The sequence below is a fragment of the Streptomyces sp. NPDC012935 genome, assembly GCF_042900345.1.
Lineage (GTDB): Bacteria > Actinomycetota > Actinomycetes > Streptomycetales > Streptomycetaceae > Streptomyces.
The window spans coordinates 146,446-166,176 of record NZ_JBIBBC010000001.1; the positions used below are offsets into that span (position 1 = coordinate 146,446).

Annotated in this window: 18 protein-coding genes and 1 pseudogene; 7 read left to right on the forward strand and 12 right to left on the reverse strand. The window is 71.4% G+C overall.

Annotated elements, in window-relative coordinates; genetic code table 11:
- The first annotated feature begins 187 nt into the window (after positions 1-187).
- Together ACFY5C_RS00660 and ACFY5C_RS00665 are read left to right on the forward strand one after the other, a co-directional pair.
- Positions 188-979: an ABC transporter ATP-binding protein gene (locus ACFY5C_RS00660; RefSeq protein WP_389438948.1), complete on the forward strand. Its 792-nt coding sequence runs from the start codon at positions 188-190 to the stop codon at positions 977-979.
- Between the two features lie 3 nt (positions 980-982).
- Entirely contained in the window at positions 983-2,293 is a 1,311-nt protein-coding gene (locus ACFY5C_RS00665) for an FtsX-like permease family protein (protein WP_389438950.1), read from the forward strand.
- 266 nt (positions 2,294-2,559) lie between these two features.
- Here the strand turns inward: ACFY5C_RS00665 and ACFY5C_RS00670 are convergent, their stop codons facing one another.
- Complete coding sequence (locus ACFY5C_RS00670) at positions 2,560-3,129, reverse strand: TetR/AcrR family transcriptional regulator (RefSeq protein ID WP_389438952.1); 570 nt, start codon at positions 3,127-3,129, stop codon at positions 2,560-2,562.
- Positions 3,130-3,286: 157 nt separating this feature from the next.
- Between ACFY5C_RS00670 and ACFY5C_RS00675 the strand changes: the two genes are divergently transcribed.
- Positions 3,287-4,144 (forward strand): AAA family ATPase, encoded by an 858-nt coding sequence (locus ACFY5C_RS00675; protein ID WP_389438954.1) that lies wholly within the window; start codon positions 3,287-3,289, stop codon positions 4,142-4,144.
- Complete coding sequence (locus tag ACFY5C_RS00680; protein WP_389438956.1) at positions 4,141-5,499, forward strand: VWA domain-containing protein; 1,359 nt, start codon at positions 4,141-4,143, stop codon at positions 5,497-5,499. The genes ACFY5C_RS00675 and ACFY5C_RS00680 overlap by 4 nt, the downstream gene beginning before the upstream one ends.
- Positions 5,500-5,522: 23 nt before the next feature.
- Here ACFY5C_RS00680 and ACFY5C_RS00685 read toward each other — a convergent pair whose 3' ends face one another.
- Positions 5,523-6,224 carry an SDR family oxidoreductase gene (locus ACFY5C_RS00685; RefSeq protein ID WP_389438958.1) on the reverse strand — a complete coding sequence of 234 codons (702 nt, stop codon included), beginning with the start codon at positions 6,222-6,224 and terminating at the stop codon, positions 5,523-5,525.
- A 182-nt stretch (positions 6,225-6,406) separates the two neighbouring features.
- Here ACFY5C_RS00685 and ACFY5C_RS00690 point away from each other — a divergent pair, with 182 nt between their 5' ends.
- Positions 6,407-7,384 (forward strand): NAD(P)-dependent alcohol dehydrogenase, encoded by a 978-nt coding sequence (locus ACFY5C_RS00690; protein ID WP_389438960.1) that lies wholly within the window; start codon positions 6,407-6,409, stop codon positions 7,382-7,384.
- 104 nt (positions 7,385-7,488) lie between these two features.
- Here the strand turns inward: ACFY5C_RS00690 and ACFY5C_RS00695 are convergent, their stop codons facing one another.
- The 3 genes from ACFY5C_RS00695 to ACFY5C_RS00705 all read right to left on the reverse strand — a co-directional run bounded on the left by ACFY5C_RS00695 (position 7,489) and on the right by ACFY5C_RS00705 (position 9,680).
- Positions 7,489-7,848, reverse strand: a complete 360-nt coding sequence (locus ACFY5C_RS00695) for a cupin domain-containing protein (protein WP_369275100.1) — start codon at positions 7,846-7,848, stop codon at positions 7,489-7,491.
- Between the two features lie 141 nt (positions 7,849-7,989).
- Positions 7,990-8,967 carry a threo-3-hydroxy-L-aspartate ammonia-lyase gene (locus tag ACFY5C_RS00700; RefSeq protein ID WP_389438962.1) on the reverse strand — a complete coding sequence of 326 codons (978 nt, stop codon included), beginning with the start codon at positions 8,965-8,967 and terminating at the stop codon, positions 7,990-7,992.
- A complete protein-coding gene (locus ACFY5C_RS00705) occupies positions 8,964-9,680 on the reverse strand; it encodes a transcriptional regulator (RefSeq protein WP_389438964.1) in 717 nt (238 codons plus the stop codon). Before ACFY5C_RS00705 ends, ACFY5C_RS00700 begins: the two co-directional genes overlap by 4 nt.
- A 212-nt stretch (positions 9,681-9,892) precedes the next feature.
- Here ACFY5C_RS00705 and ACFY5C_RS00710 point away from each other — a divergent pair, with 212 nt between their 5' ends.
- On the forward strand, positions 9,893-10,105 hold the full coding sequence (locus ACFY5C_RS00710) for a hypothetical protein (RefSeq protein WP_389440611.1): 213 nt from the start codon (positions 9,893-9,895) through the stop codon (positions 10,103-10,105).
- A 332-nt stretch (positions 10,106-10,437) separates the two neighbouring features.
- A complete protein-coding gene (locus ACFY5C_RS00715; RefSeq protein ID WP_389440614.1) occupies positions 10,438-13,119 on the forward strand; it encodes a M4 family metallopeptidase in 2,682 nt (893 codons plus the stop codon).
- A 166-nt stretch (positions 13,120-13,285) separates the two neighbouring features.
- Here the strand turns inward: ACFY5C_RS00715 and ACFY5C_RS00720 are convergent, their stop codons facing one another.
- The 7 genes and pseudogenes from ACFY5C_RS00720 to ACFY5C_RS00750 all read right to left on the reverse strand — a co-directional run.
- Positions 13,286-15,271: a heavy metal translocating P-type ATPase gene (locus tag ACFY5C_RS00720; RefSeq protein WP_389438966.1), complete on the reverse strand. Its 1,986-nt coding sequence runs from the start codon at positions 15,269-15,271 to the stop codon at positions 13,286-13,288.
- A 41-nt stretch (positions 15,272-15,312) separates the two neighbouring features.
- Complete coding sequence (locus ACFY5C_RS00725) at positions 15,313-16,200, reverse strand: metal ABC transporter permease (RefSeq protein ID WP_389438968.1); 888 nt, start codon at positions 16,198-16,200, stop codon at positions 15,313-15,315.
- Positions 16,197-17,036, reverse strand: coding sequence for a metal ABC transporter ATP-binding protein (locus ACFY5C_RS00730; RefSeq protein ID WP_389438970.1), 840 nt, complete (start codon positions 17,034-17,036; stop codon positions 16,197-16,199). Before ACFY5C_RS00730 ends, ACFY5C_RS00725 begins: the two co-directional genes overlap by 4 nt.
- Positions 17,033-17,977 carry a metal ABC transporter solute-binding protein, Zn/Mn family gene (locus tag ACFY5C_RS00735; protein ID WP_389438972.1) on the reverse strand — a complete coding sequence of 315 codons (945 nt, stop codon included), beginning with the start codon at positions 17,975-17,977 and terminating at the stop codon, positions 17,033-17,035. Before ACFY5C_RS00735 ends, ACFY5C_RS00730 begins: the two co-directional genes overlap by 4 nt.
- A gap of 141 nt (positions 17,978-18,118) precedes the next feature.
- Positions 18,119-18,865, reverse strand: coding sequence for an SOS response-associated peptidase (locus ACFY5C_RS00740; RefSeq protein WP_389438974.1), 747 nt, complete (start codon positions 18,863-18,865; stop codon positions 18,119-18,121).
- 85 nt (positions 18,866-18,950) lie between these two features.
- On the reverse strand, positions 18,951-19,391 hold the full coding sequence (locus ACFY5C_RS00745) for a hypothetical protein (RefSeq protein ID WP_389438976.1): 441 nt from the start codon (positions 19,389-19,391) through the stop codon (positions 18,951-18,953).
- Positions 19,388-19,678: pseudogene (locus tag ACFY5C_RS00750) on the reverse strand (nitrate reductase); the annotation flags it as partial. The gene ACFY5C_RS00745 and the pseudogene ACFY5C_RS00750, both read right to left, overlap by 4 nt.
- Positions 19,679-19,731: the final 53 nt, after the last annotated feature.

Sequence of the window (19,731 nt, forward strand, 5' to 3'; positions counted from 1 at the left end):
GTGAAGCGTGCGGCGGTGATGGAATTGAAACCGTTCAATTGGCTGGATCCGTGCGGGTCCCGTGCGCCCTGCCCCTGAGGGGGTGTCCCCAAGTACACCCGGCAATACGGGTTCTGTGCCCAATGTGGTCGACTCGCCGGCTCCGTAGCTTCGTCGGCAGGGCACAGGGAGTGCCGGACGGAGAGTGATGACGATGTTTCGGGCAAGCTCACTACGCACGCACGACGAGGGGCCCGCCGCCGAGGCGCTCCGGCTGGTCAAGGTCACCAAGACCTACGGTGCGCAGGACAGCGCGGTGACCGCTCTGGACGGGGTCACCCTGGGGCTGGGGCGGGGCACTTTCACCGCGGTGATGGGGCCGTCCGGCTCCGGCAAGACCACGCTGCTGCACTGCGCGGCCGGTCTCGACCGGCCCGACAGCGGCATCGTGTGCGTGGACAGCACCGAGCTGACCGGCGGCGGCGATGCCGAGTTGACGAAGTTCCGGCGTGGCCGGATCGGGTTCGTGTTCCAGCAGTACAACCTGCTGGAGACGCTGACCGTCGCGCAGAACACGGTGCTGCCGCTCAAGCTCGCCGGGCAGCGTGTCGACCGGAGGCGGGCCAAGGAGGTGCTGACCTCCGTCGGCCTCGGTGACCGGCTGGGGCACCGCCCCGACCAGCTGTCCGGCGGTCAGCGCCAGCGAGTCGCCATCGCCCGCGCCCTGGTGACCGAGCCCCGGGTGATCTTCGCGGACGAGCCGACCGGCGCCCTGGACACGCGCAGCGCGCGCGACGTGCTGCGGCTGCTCCAGGAGGCGGTACGGGTGCACGGCCGGACGGTGGTGATGGTGACCCACGATCCGGTCGCCGCCTCCTACGCGGACTCGGTGGTGTTCCTGGCGGACGGCCGGCTCGCGGGCCGGCTGGACGCCCCGACGGCGGACGCGGTGGCCGAACGCCTGGCGCACCTGGGCGACAACGTGACGACGGGGGTGTGAGCGATGTTCATGCTGGCCATACGGTCGATACGGCACCGCCCAGGGCGGTTCCTGGCCACGCTGCTGTCCGCGTTTCTCGGCGCCGCGATCATCATGACGTTCAACTCGATGCACGACACGGCCGGGCAGGACGGCGTCGACTCGACCAGCGCGGAGACACTGTCCACCGCCGCGGGCGTCGTCGGCGGCTACGGCACCCTGCTGGTCTTCTTCGCCGTCGCCTCCGCCCTGACGGTCAACGTCCGTCAGCGTACGGCCGAGTTGGAGCTGCTGCGCTGCTCGGGGGCGACTCCGGCGCAGCTCAAGCGGATGGTCGTCGGCGAGGCGGTGGTCGTGGCGCTGGTGGGCGCGGCACTGGCGATCGGCCCGGCGATGCTGGGCGGTCGGGCGCTGCTGGCGGTGTTCCAGGACAGCGGCCAGGTCGCCGGGTCCGTCGACCACTCCTTCGGCCCGATCGCGCTCCTGTCGGGCATCGACATCACACTGCTCGCGTCGGCGGGCGCTGCCTTCCTCGCCGTACGGCGGGCGACGCGTGGACCACAACGGCCAGGCGGAGCAAGGAAGTTCCTCGCGTATGGCGCGCTGGTCACCGGGGCGGTCGCCGTCTGCTCCACCTTCGCGTTCTCGGCGACCGACGCGGCACTGATGGCGGCGCCGGCCTACGGGGCGATCCTGCTGTCGGTGGGCTTCGCGCTGATGGCGCCGCGGCTCCTGGAGGGCGTGCTGGACCGGCTGCCGCTGAACGGGGCGAGCGGCTGGCTGGCCGTGCGGAACCTGCGGGAGCGGGCCGGTCAGCTGGCCGGGATCCTGATGTCGCTGATCCTGTTCACGGCGGTGGCCACGGCCACGCTGACCATGCAGGCGGTGGAGAGCGACGCCGTCGCGGCCTCGGGTCTGACGAAGTCGGTCGACGCCAAGAACCTGGAGACGCTCAACTTCACGGTCGTCGGCATCATCGTCGTCTTCGTCTGCGTGATGCTGGTCAACTCACTGTACGCGGCGACGAGTTACCGCGGCCGGGAGTTCGGGCAGCAGCGGCTGGCGGGGGCGACTGAGGGGCAGGTGCTCGGCACGGTCGGCGTCGAGACGCTGATCCTGACCGTCTCCGGCGTCCTCCTCGGCATGGTGGCCGCGCTGGCCGGGATCGTCCCGTTCACGATGGTCCGCACCGACGGGGTGCTGCCGGGCCAGGCCTACGGCACGGCAATCGCCGTGGTCGCGGTCGCGGCGACGGTGACTCTGGGCACGAGCCTGGCCACGGCCCGGCGGATGCTGCGCACTCCGGCGGTGGGGGCGGTCGCGGTGGCGTCATGACGCCAGGCAGGACGAGAACGACAGGAGGACGAGAACGACAGGCAGGACGAGGGGCGGTCGCCACGGTGACCGCCCCTTCCTGCGTCACAGCGGGCCGACGCCCTATGCCACTGCAGGCGGACGCCCGACAGGCAGGACGAGGGGCGGTTGCCATGGTGGGCGCCCCTTCCTGCGTCACAGCGGGCCGACGCCCTATGTCACTGCGGGACGACGCCCTGCCTCACCGCGGGCCGGCGCCCTGCCTCACCGCGGGCGGGCGCCCTGCGTCACTCCACTCCGGCCGCGTCCAGCAGTGCGATCACGGTCGTGGTGGCCAGCCCGTCCAGCGTCTCGACCTTCGCGCCCGCCCGGGCACTGGCCCCGTCGAAGACCAGCATCAGCTGGCGGGCGAGCAGCTCCGGATCACGCGCCCCGCCCTCCTGCGCACACGCGCGCAGGAAGTCCCGCATCCACTCCTTCGCCCCACGCGCGACCACGCTCGCCGGATGCTCGGGATCCTTCAGCTCGACCAGGGCCGCGAGGTAGGGACAGCCGCGGTAGTCGGGTTCGGTGGACGCCTTCTCCAGCCGTTCGAAGACATGCAGGATCCGCTCGCGGGGCGTACCGGCATCCTGCGAGCCGAGCGCCAGTAGCGCCTCGTACGCCGGAAGCCGCCTGGTCAGGCTCGCCGCGAGGACCTCGTCCTTGCTCGCGAAGAGCTGGTACATGGACCGCTTCGAGACGCCGGCGGTCCGGCACAGCGCCTCGACGCCGATGGACACGCCGTCGCGGTAGAAGAGCTCGGACGCCGCGTCGAGGAGCCGGTCCTTGGTGGACGCCTTGTCTGTCGTGGCCATACGGCGAGGCTACCGCGCACCCGACCCAGAAGGAAACCGATCGGTATCCAGTGAGTTAGGCCTCGGAAAAGGCATCGGGATCACGGATGACAGCAGAGGTGAACAAGCGCTTAGATAGGTGTCCGGACAGACTTCTCCCACCCAGCCGGAGGCTCCGTTGTTCACATCCGTCGACGACGTCTCCGTACGTCTGGCCGAGACCGGTTATCTCGCCTCGCCCGCGGTCGCCACGACCGTCTTCCTCGCCGACCGACTCGGCAAGCCGCTCCTGGTGGAGGGCCCGGCCGGGGTCGGCAAGACGGAGCTGGCCAAGGCCGTGGCCGAGGTCGCCGGGGCGCGGCTCGTGCGTCTGCAGTGCTACGAGGGTGTCGACGAGTCCCGGGCGCTGTACGAGTGGAACCACGCCAAGCAGCTGCTGCGCATCAGCGCGGGCCGCGACGAGACGTGGGACGAGGCACGCACGGACATCTTCAGCGAGGAGTTCCTGCTCACGCGGCCGCTGCTGACGGCCATCCGGGGCGACGACCCGAAGGTCCTGCTGATCGACGAGACCGACAAGGCGGACGTCGAGGTGGAGGGCCTGCTGCTGGAGGTGCTCAGCGACTTCCAGGTGACCGTCCCCGAGCTCGGCACGATCACCGCGACGCGCCGCCCCTTCGTCGTCCTCACATCCAACGCCAGCCGTGAGCTGTCCGAGGCGCTGCGCCGCCGTTGCCTCTTCCTCCACATCGGCTTCCCGGACGAGGAGCTGGAGCGCCGGATCGTACGGCTGAAGGTTCCGGGGCTCGACGAGACGCTGGCCCGCTCCGTCGTCCGGGTCGTGGGCGCGCTGCGGGCGATGGACCTGCGCAAGGTGCCGTCGGTCGCCGAGACCATCGACTGGGCGCGCACTCTGCTGGCGCTGGGCGCCGGCACGCTGGACGAGACCGTCGTGCAGGCCAGCCTCGGCGTGCTCCTCAAGCACCAGGACGACGTCCTCAAGGCGACCGCCAAGCTCGATCTGGACGCCCTGTGACGACGCACGCGGGCGTCGCGGAACGGCTGACGTCCCTCGTCTCGGCGCTGCGCGCGCATGGCATCCGCATCGGCACCGGCGAGACGGTCGACGCGGGGCGGGCGATTCAGGCCCTCGGCCTTGCGGACCGGGAGCTGCTGCGCGAGGGGCTGGCGGCGACGCTGCTGCACGGAAACGGGCAACGGCAGGTGTTCGACCCGGTCTTCGACCTCTACTTTCCGCGTGGTGTCGGCGCGCCGGAGCAGAAGGCGGCGGGACGGGACGACCTGCGCGACCGCCTGGCAGCGGCCCTGGCCGCCGACGACCAGGCCCTGATGGGCCGGCTGGCGGCCGAGGCGGTCGACGGTTTCGGTGGATACGGCTCCTCGCCGGAGTCGGACGGCTGGTCGTCGTACCAGACGCTGGAACGGCTGCGTCCGCAGACCCTGCTGGCCCGCGTCCGCGACACCATCCGCGGGCAGGGCGGGAATTCGGGGTTCACGGACCGGCTGCTGGAGGACGAGATCCGGCAGCGCATCGAGGTGTTCCGGGCGCTGGTGGCCGCGGAGGCGCGGCGCCGGGTCGCGGAGCGGCGCGGGCGGGACGAGATCGCCCGGCGGGCGGTGGCTCCGACCGCCGACCGGGTCGACTTCCTCTTCGCCGGGAAGGCTCAACTGGCCGAGCTGCGCAGAGCCGTGCAGCCCCTCGCCCGCAAGCTCGCGACCCGGCTCGCGGCACGCCGTCGTCGCGCTTCGCGGGGCAGCATCGACCTGCGGCGGACCCTGCGCGGTTCGCTGTCGACGGGGGGCGTGCCGATGAAGCCGGTGCTGCGCCGGCGTCGGCCCGTCCGCCCCGAACTGGTGCTGCTGTGCGATGTGTCGGGGTCGGTGTCCGGCTTCTCGGACTTCACGATGCTGCTGGTTCAGGCGCTGCACGAGCAGTTCAGCAAGGTGCGCGTGTTCGCCTTCGTCAACCGGATCGACGAGGTGACCGGTCTGCTCCAGCGCGGGACCGCCGACCCGGAGGGGCTCAGCGCCCGCATCGAGGCGGAGGCCACGCTCACTGGCTATCACGGCAGCAGCGACTACGGCATGGCGCTGGGCGAGTTCGCGGAGCGCTACGTCGACACGATCGGGCATCGCACGACCGTGTTCGTTCTCGGTGACGCCCGCACCAACCAGAGCGACCCGAACCTGCCCGCCGTACGGCAGATCTCCGAACGGGCCCGTCGCGTCTACTGGCTGAACCCGGAGCAGCGCTCCCGCTGGGGCACGGGCGACTCCGCCGCGCACGCCTACGCCGAGCTGGTCGAGATGCACGAGTGCCGCACCGCCCGGCAGCTCAGCGCGCTGGTGGCGCGCCTGCTGCCGGTGTGATCAGGGCGGAGACCAAGCGGCGATCAGGCCGCGAGTTGCGGGTACAAAGTGGCCGGGTCGGCCGCCAGGCCCGCCTTGACCTGCCGCGAGATGTCGTCGGCCAGGACCTCGAAGGCTCCCGACGCGATCCCGTCCAGGGCCTGGGCGGCGACACTCTCGGCCGAGGACTTGGGCGCGTCGACGCCGGCGGCCAAGTCGGTGTCGACGTACCCGACGTGCAGGCCCGTGACCTCGATGCCGCGCGGCTTCAGGTCCAGGCGCAGCGAGTTGGTCTGCGACCAGAAGGCGGCCTTGGACGCGCTGTAGGAACCGGCGAGACCGATCCACGACAGCACGGAGTGCACGTTCAGGATGTGTCCGCCGCCGTTGCGCTCCAGGACGGGGACGAAGGCCCGCGTGACCAGGAGCGGTCCGTAGAAATTGGTCTCGAACTCACGGCGGACGTCCTCGACGGGAGAGTCGAGGAAGTTCGCGTTCACCGACGCGCCCGCGTTGTTGATCAGCAGGGTGACGTCCTGCGCCTGCTCGGCTGCCGCCGCGACGGACGCGGGGTCGGTCACCTCCAGGGCGAGCGGCACGGCGTCGGGGTGGGTGACGGTGCGCGGGTCGCGGGCGGTGGCGTACACCTTCTTCGCGCCCCGCTCGTACAGGGCTGCGACCAGGGCACGGCCGATGCCGCGGCTGCCGCCGGTGACCAGGGCGACGGATCCTTCGATGGCGGTCATGGAACTCTCCAGCTGTCTCGATCGAGGCGAGGAAACCGATCGGTTTCAGACTTCGGGGCCCAGCGTAAACCGATCGGTTTCCCAGGGCAAGGCCGGGGGCGACCCTGAGAAAATCAGGGTTCATCCCCGATATCCGCCTCCGATGGCTTTCCGTAGGCTCGCCAGGGATGGAGGGGGATCCCATGAAGGCAGTGATTCAGGACCGGTACGGCTCGGCGGACGTGCTGGAGTTCAGGGACATCGACAGGCCGGTGCCGGCCGCCGACGAGGTGCTGGTGCGGGTGCACGCGGCCTCGGTCAACGCTCTCGACTGGCACTTCATGCGCGGGGACCCCTTGATCGGCCGCGGCATGATGGGGCTGCGCAGGCCCAAGGCGCGGGTGCGGGGCCGGGACTTCGCGGGCACGGTGGAGGCGGTGGGCGCCAAGGTCTCGGGGATCGAGCCGGGCGACGAGGTGTTCGGGGAGGCCGACGGCGCGTTCGCGGAGTACGTGTGCGCGCGGGGCAGCGAGGTCGGCCCGAAGCCGGCCAACCTCACCTTCGAGCAGGCGGCGGCGATACCGCTGGCGGGGAACACCGCCCTGATCGGTCTGCGCGACGTCGCCCGGCTGCAACCGGGCGGGACGATCCTGGTGAACGGGGCGTCGGGCGGGGTGGGCACGTTCGCCGTGCAGCTCGGCAAGGCGTACGGCGCAGAGGTGACGGCCGTGTGCAGCACGAGGAACGTGGACCTGGTCCGCTCACTCGGCGCCGACCGGGTCGTCGACTACACGCAGGAGGACTTCACCCGGGGCGGGAGGCGCTACGACGTGGTGCTGGACCTCGTCGGCAATCGCTCGCTCGGGGAGTTCCGGCGCGTACTCACGCCCACCGGGACGCTCATCCTGTCCGGCGGCGGGGTGTACGAGGGCGGCAGCGTCGTGGGCCCCATGGGCCTCTTCCTCAAGCGGCGGCTGGCGACGCCCTTCGCACGCCCGCAGCAGCTGCTCGAGATCTCGGCCCGGCAGAGCAGGGCGAACCTGGCCGCGCTGCGCGAACTCGCCGAGTCCGGCAAGATCGCCCCGGTCGTCGAGCGGACGTATCCGCTGAGCGAGGCGGCCGAGGCGATCCGGTACATGGAGGCGAAGCACGCGCGCGCGAAGATAGTCGTCACCGTCTGACGCCGCGGAACCGTCGGAACCGTCTGAGGCTGTGGAGTCGCCACCGTGCGGCAGGCCGACGCGTCACCGTCCGACGGGCCGGGCACCGGGTCGGCGGCCGGGCACTACTTCTGCTTCGCGTACTCCCTCGCCGTCTGTCCCTGGAAGTCGTAGACCACGACCTGCTCGTCGCCCACGACCCAGGCGTCGTGTCCGGGCGAGCAGACGAAGACATCGCCAGGACCGACCTCGCTTTCACCGCCGTCGTCCATGCGGATGTGCATGCGGCCCTGGACCACGTAGCAGTTGTGGTGCATCTGGCAGGTGTCGGTGCCCGCGATGGAGGCCACGGACTCCGTCCAGCGCCAACCTGGCTCGAAGGTCGCCACGGCGAAGTCGAGATCCGTCATGTGGACGGCTTCGAGGTGCCCGCGGGGGAAATCACGCCGCTCGTCCGGCTTGTCGATGGGCTTCACTTCCAACATGATGGGCTCCCTTCCGGCCGCGTTTCACCGCGACCGCGGCCGGTCTCCCCGGCGAACCCTGCGCACCGCCGTCGGCGGCCGGCCCCCTACCACTCCATCGTCCGCCCGGCCATCCGAGGCCGCCAATCGGGGAACTCCCGCTCAGACCCGCCTCCCGCAGAGCTCGGCAAAGCGCTCGGCATCGACGTTGCCCCCCGAGATGATCACGCCGACCCGTCGCGGCAGCGAGTCCGTCCGGCCGGCGAGCAGGGCGGCCAGCGGGGTGGCGCCGCTCGGTTCGACGACGATCTTCAGGCGTTCGAAGGCGAACCGCATCGCGTCCCGGATCTCGTCGTCGCTGACCAGCGCCATCCCGTCGATGAGCCGCCGGTTGACGGAGAAGGTGAGCTCGCCGGGGGTGTGCAGGGCCTGTCCGTCGGCGATGGTGTGGGGCACCGGGATACTGATGCGCCGCCCCGCCTCCAGGGATCGCTTGGTGTCGTCCCCGGCCTCCGGCTCGACGCCGATCATCCGGATGTCCGGGTACAGGCCCTTGGCCACCGTGGAGCTGCCGGCCATCAGCCCGCCGCCGCCGACGGGCGTCAGCAGCGCACCCAACTCCCCCACTTCTTCGAGGAGTTCGAGGGCGGCGGTGCCCTGCCCGGCCATGATGTGCGGGTGCTCGTAGGGCGGGATGACGGTGAGGCCGCGCTCGGCGGCCAGCTCCTCGGCGATCGCGACCCGGTCGCCGGTGTAGCGGTCGTAGGTGACGATCTCGGCGCCGTAGCCCACGGTCGCCGCACGCTTCGACGGCGGGGCGTCCTCGGGCATGACGATCACCGCGGTGGTACCGAGTTCCCGGGCGGCGAGGGCGACGGCCTGCGCGTGATTCCCGGAGGAGTATGCGGCGATGCCACGCTCCAACTGCTCCGCCGTCAGACGGGAGGCGGCGTTGTAGGCGCCGCGGAACTTGAAGGCGCCGACCCGCTGGAAGTTCTCGCACTTGAGGAAGACCTCCGCGCCGACGAGTTCGTCGAGCGTGCGCGAGCGCAGTACCGGGGTGCGGTGTGCGACGCCTTTGAGCCGGGCGGCAGCATCGCGGACGTCGTCGAGGGTGACCGGTGGGGTGGGGGTCGTCACGCGTGTCCTCCAGAGGGTGTCGTGTCGGTGGCGGCCTCGTCCGTCGCCGTCGCGGCCTCGGAGCGCGCCTGCGACAGATAGCTGTAGGCGGACGCGCGGGAGATGCCGAGGCGGCCCGCGACCTGTTCGATCGCGCGCCGCACGGCGAAGACGCCGCGCTCGTCCAGGCCGCGGAACAGCTCCAGTCGCTGGGCGCGTCCGAGACCGGCCCAGCTGCCGTTCTGCCGGAGCTGATGGGCGTCGAGGATGGCGTCGACGACGGAGTCGATGTCGTTGCCGAAGGTGGTGACCGGCACGTCGCCGGACGTGGCGCCGGTGCCGGCGAGGGCTCCCAGCAGGGCATGGGCGTCGTGGACGGCGGTGACGTCCAGGTTGACGCAGAGGGCGCCGAACACGGTGCCCGTGGAGTCCCGCAGCACCATGGTGGACGCCTTGACCAGCTTGCCGTTCCGCGTGCGGGTCACGTAGTTCAGCTCGTCGCCCGCACCGTCGCCGCGGGCGACGACCCGCATGCCGATCTCGCTCATCGCCCCGCCCACGGCCCGCCCGGTCACCGAACCGGCCACGGCGACCACGGACTTCTCCGGCCACCGGTAGTCGTGCAGGACCACCTCGCACATCGGCCCGAAGGTGGCCACGAGCCCGTCGACGACCGGCCTCAGCGCAGCCACGATCGCGTCCCGCTCCGCTTCGAGCGCCTGCTCGGCCGCCATCGCACACTCCTCTGCCACAAAGGCTCATCGACCTGATACTCCGCACTCTCGCCTAGACTACACGTCCAAGTTCTGTACTCGGAGTCCAAGTACGTAGCCGGATTCCAAACCGCCCTCGGGCACCAAGCCGGCGACCGGCCGCCCGTCGACGACTTCGGCCCAAAGCCGGCAGGTCCGTCCCCGGCGACGTCGGCGTCGTGGGGTACGAGGACATGCTCGATGCAGCACACTTCCTGCCCCCGCTGACCACCGTGCGCACGGACTCCGCCGAGATCGGCACGCGTTCGCTGCGCCTGCTGCTGGACGCGGCTCGGCGGCCCTGCCGAGCCGCATCCAATAGACTCGCTCGTCCCGATCGACTCGCTCGTCCCGGTCGACCTGGGGTCCGCCGCCGCAGCGGCCCTGCGCCCGAGCCCGCGTGCTGACGGGCAGCCGCCCCTCCCCGAGTACGGCCGGAAGTCACCTGTGGGCACACCCGCCCCGTTGATCGAACGGAACATCGCCGCTTCGATGACCCCTGGCCGGGCGGCACTGTGCCCCCGGCACCGCGAGCGAGGGGGGTCGGGAGACCGTGCGTATCGTGCGTCACCCCAGAAGAGTCACCGGAAGATTCGGCGGCCGCCGAGGCGGTCATCGGGCACAACCGATCGGATTACCGGGTGCGGCGGCGCTGTTGAGCGTCGCCGCACTCGTCGTCTCGGCGGCCCCCGCCGACGCCGAGACGGAGGCGACGGCACCGCCGCCGAGCCCGGCGGAGATGATCCCGGGGCGGGAGACGCTGACCCCGGCGCTGGTACGGGGCATCCGGGAGCAGGCCCCTGCCGACGGCAGTGCCGCAGCCGCGGCTCGCGCCTATCTGGACGGCAGGCAGAGCCGGTACCGGATCCCGGACGCCGACCGCGATCTGGTGCCTGGCGGGACCACCGCCGCCGAGGACCGCGAGACCGTCCGGCTCCAGCAGCGGCACCGGGGGGTGCCCGTCCTGGGCGGCCAGTACGTCGTCCGTATGCAGCGGCAGGACGGCGAGCGGGTCGTCACGGGAACCTCGGGCAAGTACTTCACCGAGCTGAGCACCGGCACGACGCCCCAAGTGGGCGAAGCGCTCGCCGTCGAGCGTGCCGTCGACGCCGTCCTCACCGAGCTCGGCGACAGGAACTTCGCCGCGACGCCGCCGCGCGAGGGGGCCGGGGAGGCACGCCCGCTCGAAGGCACCGCGCGCGGCCTCGTCGTACTGCCCGCCGGGGCAGGCGTCCTCACCCGGCACGTCACGGTGCACGGCACCGACCCGGCGACCGGTGCGCCCGTGCACCGCGAGGTCTACGTCGACGCGCGCGCCGGGTATCCGGTCCTTCAGTACAGCGGTATCAAGACGTTCGGCACGCCTCGCGCGACGGCCGGGCAGGCCGCGGCCGACAGGCGCCGGCGGCCGGTTCTCGCCGCCGAGGTGGGCACCGGCGTCAGGCTCGACGGCACCACCGTCGACCTCGACGTCGACCACGACGACAACCGTGGCCTGTACGTCCTGCGCGACCGCTCCCGAATACCCGCCGGCGACTCCGACAACGTCCTGTCGACCTGGGACGCGCGCGGCAGGTGGCACAGCGACGTCGGCGGGGTGTGGCCCGAGGGCATCCAGGAGTTCGGCTCACCCACCCCCGCTTTCGGCTCCGAGGCCACCGACTCCGGCGCCGTGGACGCCCACTGGGCCGCCGGGCAGGTCTACGACTACTTCAAGGACAAGCACGGCCGCGACAGCCTCGACGGCCGGGGCATGACCATCAACTCCCTGGTGGGCGTGACCAGTTACGGGCAGCCGTACGTCAACGCCTTCTGGGACGGGCAGAAGATGGTGTACGGCAGCGGCGACGCCGAGTACCGTCCGCTCTCCGCGGCCATGGACGTCGTCGGCCACGAGATGACGCACGGCGTGATCGAGCATTCCGCGAACCTCGTCTACGCCGGCCAGTCCGGCGCCCTGAACGAGGCCATCGCCGACTACTTCGGCAACGCCGTCGAGGCGGACGTGTACGGCGTCCCCGCGACGGACCCCGACTCGGGCCTCCTGGGTGAGCGGCTCTGCCGGACCAAGACCCCGCGGGAATGCGCGCTGCGCGACCTCGGCGACGGACGCACCACGGCCAAATCGTTCCTCGGCGTCGGCTTCGCCACCGACAGCGGCGGCGTCCACCTCAACTCGACCATCGTCGGCGGCGCGCTGTGGGACGCCCGTGAGGACCTGGGCGCCGAGACGATGGACAAGATCGTCTACCGGGCGCTGACCGAGTACCTCACCCCGCTCGACGGGTTCACCGAGGCCCGGGCCGCCGTGCTCGCCGCCGCCCAGGACCTGGGGATGCCGGCGGCAGGCCGGAAGACCCTGCAGCGCGCCTTCACCGCTCACGGCATAGTGCCCGGCTGGGAGTCGGCCCTCGGCCTGGACGCCGACGTCCTCCTCGACCGGATCAACACCAGCAACACGCACCTGGGCGGGGGCGGCGGCTGGTGGGCGGCGTCCAAGTCGGACGAGGACGGCACGGAGCCGTACTCGGTGTGGGCCGGGCGCGCCGACGGCGAGGGCCCGCTCAGGCTGATGAGCCCCAACGACGGTCGCTACCACGTCAACCCGGCCACCGACGGCAAGACAGTCGTGTGGCAGGCGTACGGCGCCGACGGCGTCGACGTCCTGGCCAGGCCGCTCGCGGGCGGCCCCGTCAAGAAGCTCTGGCACGGCCGGACCCCCGGCAGCTCGGTGGATGTCGACGGTGACCTCGTGGCCTTCGACTACGTCACCTACGGCGGGCGGCGGGCCGTGGCCTATCTGAGCATCAAGGATCCGGCGAACGTCGAGACGATCGGCGGGGGCACCTACTACCGGGCGTGGGCTCCGTCGGTGAGCCACGGGAAGGTCGCCTACCAGGAGAGGCGGCGGGTGCGCGCCGAATACGCGGTGAGCACCCGGGTCATCGACGTCGCGACCGGTGAGAACACGGCGGTCCAATCGGCCGCGGACGGCACCGGTCTGGGCCCGACGGCCATCAACGGCACGCACGTCTTCTGGCTCCTCGACGACGACGCCACGGACGGGACGAGGGCCCTGCGCCGCGCCGCGCTGGACGGTTCCGGCGTGGTGGACCTGAGCCCGGAGACCGGGCCGAACGCCCTCAATGCCTACGATCTGACGGTCTCCGAGGACAGGGTGACGGTCGGCAGCTACCTGGACGGCGCCCCGCTCAGCAACGAATCAGCGCCCAAGCTCCACCAGTTCGCCGCGGCCGGCGCGCCCGATGATCCGGCCACCCGCAAGGGCCGGGTCTCCTGCAACCGCGGCGAGCAGTCGTCCGCGGCCGCGGTCGGCGGCGCCCGGCTGGTGTGGCTGGACTCGACGACCGGCACCACCGATGTCGTGACCCGCGCTCGGCCGGCGGGCCGCTGCGACTGACCTCAAGCAGCAGTCCGACAGGAGCGGTGCGTAAGGGACCGTTGGCCCGCCCGGAGTCCGACCGGGCGAGCCAACGGCTGCGCGCTGTGGGCCGACTGCTCGTACGGCCCCTGAGCAACAGATCCCGTCGACGGGTTGCGTCGGCAGGTCCGGTCAGCAGGTGCCGTCAACCGACCCCGTCGGCCGCCGCCCGTTGCCAGGCCGCGTCACGCAGCAGGCGCAGTCCGTTCAGGCCGACGAGGACCGTGGAGCCCTCGTGGCCCGCGACGCCGAGCGGCAGCGGCAGCGTGCCGACCAGGTCCCAGGTGACAAGGCCTGCGATGAACACCCCGGCGACGACGAGGTTCTGCACGACCAGGGTCCGGGCCCGGCGGGAGAGGGCGACGGTGGTGGGGACGGCGGCCAGTTCGTCGCGGACGATCACCGCGTCGGCGGTCTCCAGGGCGAGGTCGGAGCCCGCACGGCCCATGGCGACACCGATGTGGGCGGCGGCCAGGGCCGGTGCGTCGTTCACGCCGTCCCCGACGACCATCACCTTACGGCCCGCCGCCTCCATCTTCTTGACCGCGGCCATCTTGTCCTGCGGCAGCAGCCCCGCGCGCACGTCCTCGATCCCGGCCTCCGCGGCCAGGTGGGCGGCGGCCCGCGGGTTGTCGCCGGTGAGCAGGGTCGGGGCGGCGCCCGTGAGTGCGGTGAGGGACGCGACCGTGGCGGCGGCGTCGGGGCGCAGCCGGTCCGCGACGCCGAGCACCCCGGCGGGGATGCCGTCGACGACCACGAGGACGGCGGTACGGCCGGACCGCTGGAGTTCCTCGACCAGCGCCGCCACCGGGCTCGCGTCGTCGGTGTCGTCGAGCAGGCGGGCCGGCGAGCCCGCTTCGACGGTCCGTCCGTCCGCGACGGCCTTCACTCCGACCCCGGGCGCGGACATGAAGTCCCGCACGTCGGGCAGTCGGAGGCGCCGCTCGCGCGCGGCGTCCACCACGGCCCGGGCCAGTGGGTGTTCGCTGGGATGCTCGGCCGCCGCGGCGAGCGTCAGCAACTCGTCCTCGTCGAATGCCGTGCCGGGCAGGGGCCGTACGTCGACGACGCGCGGCGTGCCCTCGGTGAGTGTGCCGGTCTTGTCCAGCGCGACGGCGTCGACCTGGCCGAGGCGTTCCATCACCACCGCCGACTTGACCAGCACACCGTGCCGGCCGGCGTTGGCGATGGCCGACAGCAGCGGGGGCATGGTCGCAAGGACCACCGCGCAGGGCGACGCGACGATCATGAAGGTCATGGCGCGCAACAACGCCTCGGAGAACTCCTCGCCGAACGCGAGCGGGATCCCGAACACGGCGAGCGTCGCGACGACCATGCCCAGCGAATAGCGCTGTTCGACCTTCTCGATGAACAGCTGGGTGGGTGCCTTCGTCTCGGACGCCTCCTCCACCATCCGTACGATCCGGGCGATCACGGAGTCGGAGGCGTCACGTTCGACCTGGACGCGCAGCGCCCCGGTGCCGTTGAGGCTGCCCGCGAACACCTCGTCGCCCGGCTGCTTCGGCGCGGGGAGCGGTTCGCCGGTGATGCTCGCCTGGTCCACCTCACTGGCGCCGTCCAGCACCCGGCCATCTGCTCCGACGCGCTCGCCGGGCCGTACGAGGACGGTGTCGCCCACCGTCAACTCCTCGACAGCGACGGTCTGTTCGGTGCCGTCGGGGGCGAGCCGGGTGGCCGTGGCAGGGGCCAGGTCGAGCAGTCCGCGCACGGAGTCGGCGGTGCGGGCGGTGGCGAGGGCCTCAAGCGCGCCCGAGGTCGCGAAGATGACGATGAGCAGGGCGCCGTCCATCACCTGCCCGATCGATGCGGCGCCGAGCGCGGCGACGACCATGAGCAGATCGACGTCGAGCGTCCTGTCCTTGAGCGCCTTGAGCCCCTCCCAGCCCGGCTCCCAGCCGCCGGTGACGTACGACAGCGCGTAGAGCGGGCCCCACGTCCAGGCGGGCGCTCCGGCGAGTTGCAGGGGCAGCGCGAGCAGGAACAGCGCGGTGGCCGCGACAGCCCAGCGGACCTCGGGCAGCGCGAGGAGCCGGGTACGCCGTCGCGGCATGCCTCCGGCTCGCGCGGACACGGCCCGCTCGGCCGACGGCGGGGTGAGCGTCGAAGTCATGCGCACACGATACAGGAATAGATGAACACCCCTTCATGTCTTCATGTCGAGCGGGCTTCTTCCCGGAAGGGCTTCTCCTTTCGGACGGTCTTCCGACGGCGGCCCAGCAGCCTGCACCCGAGGTAGATCGCGAACGAGATCGTGGTCACGTACGGGCTGATGGGGATGCTGCTGCCCAGCGCCAACAGGATTCCGCCCTCGATGGAGGCCACCGCGAACACCACGCTCAGGAGGGGCAGCAGCACCGGCGAGGCCGTGAGCCGGGCCGCGGCCGCCGCCGGTGTGACGACGAGTGTCAGCACCAGCAGCGCGCCGACGATCTGCACGGACAGGGCGACCGCCAGTCCCAGCACGATCATGAAGGCGAACGACAGCGCCCGTACGGGTACGCCCCGCGCATCGGCCACCTCCGGGTCCGCGCTGGCGAAGGCGAGCGGGCGCCACATCACCGTCAGGGCGAGGAGCACCACAGCGGACGTGCCGAGCAACCAGGACATCTGCGGGGTGTCGACGGCGACGATCTGCCCGGCGAGGAGGCCGAACTTGTTCGCCGCCCGCCCCTTGTAGAGGGCGAGGAAGAGCACGCCGAGCCCGAGGCCGAACGGCATGATGACGCCGATCACGGAGTTGCGGTCCCGGGCACGGGAGCCGAGCAGTCCGATCACCCCGGCGGCGATGAGCGAGCCGACGATCGAACCGGCCACGATGTTCACACCCAGCAGCAGCGCGGCCGAGGCGCCGGCGAACGACAACTCGCTGATCCCGTGCACCGCGAACGGCAGGTCCCGCATGATCACGAACACGCCCACGAGACCGCCGACCAGACCGAGTGCGGCGCCGGCGACGAGGGAGTTGCGGACCAGGGCGAGCAGTTCGCCGTAGTGGTCGAAGTCGAAGACCTGCTGCCAGAGCCCGCCGGCGATGATCATGTCCTCACTCCGTGCGGCAGTTCGGGATGATGCGGCGACTGCGCCACCTCGTCGGGTACGGCGACGACCGTGACACGGTCCCGGACGCGGATGACGTCGACCTGGGTGCCGTACAGCTGCGACAGCGCCTCGGAGGTCAGCACCTCGTCGGGGGTGCCGATGCGGTGGCCGCCACGGGCGAGGTAGAGAACGCGGTCCACCAGCCCCAGTACCGGGTTGATCTCGTGGGTCACGAACACCACGGCGGTGCCGTGGGAGCGGCGCCGGGCGTCCACCAGTTGCGTGACGGCCTTTTGATGGTGCAGATCGAGGGAGAGCAGCGGCTCGTCGCAGAGCAGGATCCGCGGGTCCGTCACGAGCGCCTGCCCGACGCGTACGCGCTGCCGTTCGCCGCCGGAGAGCAGGCCGACGGGGACATCCGCGTACGCGGCGGCACCGACCGCGGCGAGAACCTCGTCCACGCGGCGGCGTACGGCGCCCGTGCGCAAGCGGGGTCCGAAGCCGTGTCCGTCGATGCCGAAGCGGACCAGGTCCCGGGCGCGCAGCATCGCGTGGGCGGACAGGGTCGCCTGCTGCGGTACGTAGCCGATGCGGCGGCTGCCTTTGCGTGGCGGGCGGCCGAGGACCGTCAACGTACCGGCGGACAAGGGCCGTTGACCCAGCAGGGCCCGCACGAAGCTGGTCTTGCCCGCGCCGTTGGGTCCGAGTACCGCCAGGAACTCGCCGGGCCGGACGTCGAGTTCGAGGTCCCGCCACAGCACGCGCTCGCCGTAGGACAGAGCCGCCCCGCGCAGGCTGATCAGCGCGGCGTCGGCTGCCGCGGTGGACCGCGTCACTTGGCCAGCGCGCTCGCGAGCGCGTCGACGTCGTCGGTCATCCAGGTGAGGTAGTCCTTGCCGTGGGGCAGGGTCTCGGTCACGGGGACGACGGGGATCTTGGCGGCCCTGGCCGCCTGCTCGGCCTTCTCGGTCTGCGGGCCGGAGGTCTGCTCGTTGTAGACCAGCGCCTTGACCTTCTTGCCGGTGAAGAGCGACAGAGTCTCCTGCAGGGTCCTCGCGGAGACGTCGCCGCCTTCTTCGATGGCCTCGCTGAACTCCTCGGGCGTCGCGTTCTCCAGCCCGGCGGCCTCGATCATGTAAAGCGGCACGGGTTCGGTGATGGCCACGCGCTCGCCGCCGTGGTCGGCCTTGATCCGGGCTTCCTTCTGCTCCAGCGGCTTGAGCTTCGCCTCGAAGCTCTTGGCGTTCCTGGTGAAGGTGGCGGCGTCGGCCGGGTCGGCCTCGGTCAGGGCGGCGGCGACACGGTCGGCGAGCCTGGCGACCGTGGGAAAGTCGTACCAGACGTGCTCGTTGAGCTCCCCGCCCGCCGGCGCGGTCTTCCCGGAGACCTTGACCGCGCTGACCACCTCCGCGGACGAGCCGCCGCTCTTCAGCATGCGGTCGACGAAGTCGTCGTAGCCGCCGCCGTTCTCGATCACGACCTTCGCCTTGGACAGCGCCAACTGGTTCTGCGTGTTGGCCTCGTAGGAGTGCGGGTCCTGGTCGGGGTCGCTGATGATCGAAGTGACCTGCACCTTTCCGCCGCCTATTCGCTTTGCGATGTCCCCGTAGACGTTCGTCGAGGCCACCACCGGGACGACCGAGGCGGCAGCGGGACCCTGCCCGGCGTCGGTGCCGCTTGCGGAATCCTGCGAACTGCCGCAGCCCGCAAGGAGGATCAGGCATGCGCCGGTTGTCAACGGCACAAGCGGAAGACGACGGTACGAGGACGCAGGCATGGAACCCTCCGAGGGCAAGGCGAATGGTCCGCCGAGCTCCACCCGTCCCGGCTTCGAGCCCCACGCTAGATGAAAACGGATGTCAAAAGCGTCTGACGGGCGTCCGCCCGGGCAACCCTTACCCAGAACTCACCTTCGGGGTCAGGGTGCGGGGACCTCGTCCAGGAGTTGGGGGCCGTTGTTGCGGACGCTGTTGACGGCCGGGGAGACAGGACGGGCGTCCAGGTGGCCGTCTGCCGGCGGGGCCAGCAGGTCGCGGAGGTCGTCGGTGTCCTGGTGGTGCGGATCCAGCCAGGCGTCGTAGTGCTCGGGGGTGAGGGCGAGGGGCATGCGGGGGTGGATGCGGCCTGCGGCATCGGTGGCCTCGGTGGTGATGATGGTGCAGGTCAGCAGCCAGGCGGCAGGGTCGTCGGAATCCTTGATCTCCGGGTCGCGCCAGAACTCGTACAGTCCGGCGAGGGCCAGGACCTGCCCGTCCTGCGGATGGATGAAGTACGGCTGCTTGCGGACCTTGCCCGACTTCTTGTCCTTGACCTCGTCCCACTCGAAGAAGCCGTCGGCCGGCAGCAGGCAGCGGCGTTTGACGAACGCGCGGCGGAAGGCGGGTTTCTCGTGGACGGTCTCCACCCGCGCGTTGATCAGCCTCGCGCCGATCTTGGTGTCCTTCGCCCACGAGGGCACCAGCCCCCACCGCAGCGGCCGCAGCCGGCGCCGTACCGGTTCGTCCTCGTCGGCGCCGCGCGGGGTGCGCTCCAGGACGGCCCAGACCTCGTCGGTCGGGGCCACGTTCCAGCTGGGCGCGAGGGTTTCCTCCGGATGCCACTCGGACACCTGGAACAGCTGGGCGAGGTCCTCGGGACTGCGGCTGGAGGCATAGCGTCCGCACATACGGCCACTGTGCCACGGTGCGGTCCGCCGGTCCTCACAAGCTGGTCAGGACCTGGGGGGCGAGGTTCTTGATCATGGTGTTCGTTCAGCCGAGCTGGCGCAGAGTCTGCGGATGGCATGCGGAGGCCAGGGCGAGGAGCCCGTCGTCCCTGGTGGCCTGTGCTGCCTGGGCGAGCATCTCCCAGTACAGGGAGTTCTCCGTGGCGTCCAGGTGCAGTTCACGCAGGTCGCGCAGCAGGAGGAGGCCCGGTTCCGGACGCCGGCCCACCGCCTCGGCCGCCTTCTCCCTGAGCGTCGGCAGCAGACCCGAGGTGTCGGGCTCGGAAGGGTCGCCGAGTTTCAGGTCGTGGTCGCGACCACTCTCGGCCAAGCGTCGGACGTGCTCGCGGGACCAGCCGGCGAGGTCGGTGGCGACGTGATGGACCTCGTGCTCCGCGCGGTGCCGCTCCGCCACATCCGTCAGCTCCTTCGCCAGGCGCTGTTCGCCGTGGTGGAGAGCGCGCAAGGTGAGGTTGATGCCGTTCACGGGGCTTCCTCTTGAGGGCTGCTCTCACTGACGAGTGCTGACGGGCCGCCGGTCGTGTCCGGTACGGCGTCGGCACGGGAGGGTGCGGAGGCGGTGGTCGTCGGGGCGGGAGCGGTCCGGCCGTCGGCGCGCTCGACGCGGCTCAGTGCTGCGGCGGCGGTCTTGAACAGGGGCTGCTTGGAGGTCGGGTCCCAGTCCGTGACGGTCGTCTCGTTCGCGGCCCGCCCGGGTGTCCCGCCGTCGGGTGCGTGTCCGGCCTTGGTGTCCCAGTAGCCGGAGACCAGCGGCGACGCCCGTCACGCCGTGCGTCACCGGTACCCCTGGCCACGGCCGCATAACG

What these genes read in the sequence shown, in the direction of transcription:
- ACFY5C_RS00660 (WP_389438948.1), top strand. Translation starts at nt 188, where the DNA reads ATGACGATGTTTCGGGCAAGCTCACTACGCACGCACGACGAGGGGCCC.
- ACFY5C_RS00665 (WP_389438950.1), top strand. Translation starts at nt 983, where the DNA reads ATGTTCATGCTGGCCATACGGTCGATACGGCACCGCCCAGGGCGGTTC.
- ACFY5C_RS00670 (WP_389438952.1), bottom strand. Translation starts at nt 3,129, where the DNA reads ATGGCCACGACAGACAAGGCGTCCACCAAGGACCGGCTCCTCGACGCG.
- ACFY5C_RS00685 (WP_389438958.1), bottom strand. Translation starts at nt 6,224, where the DNA reads ATGACCGCCATCGAAGGATCCGTCGCCCTGGTCACCGGCGGCAGCCGC.
- ACFY5C_RS00690 (WP_389438960.1), top strand. Translation starts at nt 6,407, where the DNA reads ATGAAGGCAGTGATTCAGGACCGGTACGGCTCGGCGGACGTGCTGGAG.
- ACFY5C_RS00695 (WP_369275100.1), bottom strand. Translation starts at nt 7,848, where the DNA reads ATGTTGGAAGTGAAGCCCATCGACAAGCCGGACGAGCGGCGTGATTTC.
- ACFY5C_RS00705 (WP_389438964.1), bottom strand. Translation starts at nt 9,680, where the DNA reads ATGGCGGCCGAGCAGGCGCTCGAAGCGGAGCGGGACGCGATCGTGGCT.
- ACFY5C_RS00710 (WP_389440611.1), top strand. Translation starts at nt 9,893, where the DNA reads ATGCTCGATGCAGCACACTTCCTGCCCCCGCTGACCACCGTGCGCACG.
- ACFY5C_RS00715 (WP_389440614.1), top strand. Translation starts at nt 10,438, where the DNA reads ATGATCCCGGGGCGGGAGACGCTGACCCCGGCGCTGGTACGGGGCATC.
- ACFY5C_RS00720 (WP_389438966.1), bottom strand. Translation starts at nt 15,271, where the DNA reads ATGACTTCGACGCTCACCCCGCCGTCGGCCGAGCGGGCCGTGTCCGCG.
- ACFY5C_RS00725 (WP_389438968.1), bottom strand. Translation starts at nt 16,200, where the DNA reads ATGATCATCGCCGGCGGGCTCTGGCAGCAGGTCTTCGACTTCGACCAC.
- ACFY5C_RS00735 (WP_389438972.1), bottom strand. Translation starts at nt 17,977, where the DNA reads ATGCCTGCGTCCTCGTACCGTCGTCTTCCGCTTGTGCCGTTGACAACC.
- ACFY5C_RS00740 (WP_389438974.1), bottom strand. Translation starts at nt 18,865, where the DNA reads ATGTGCGGACGCTATGCCTCCAGCCGCAGTCCCGAGGACCTCGCCCAG.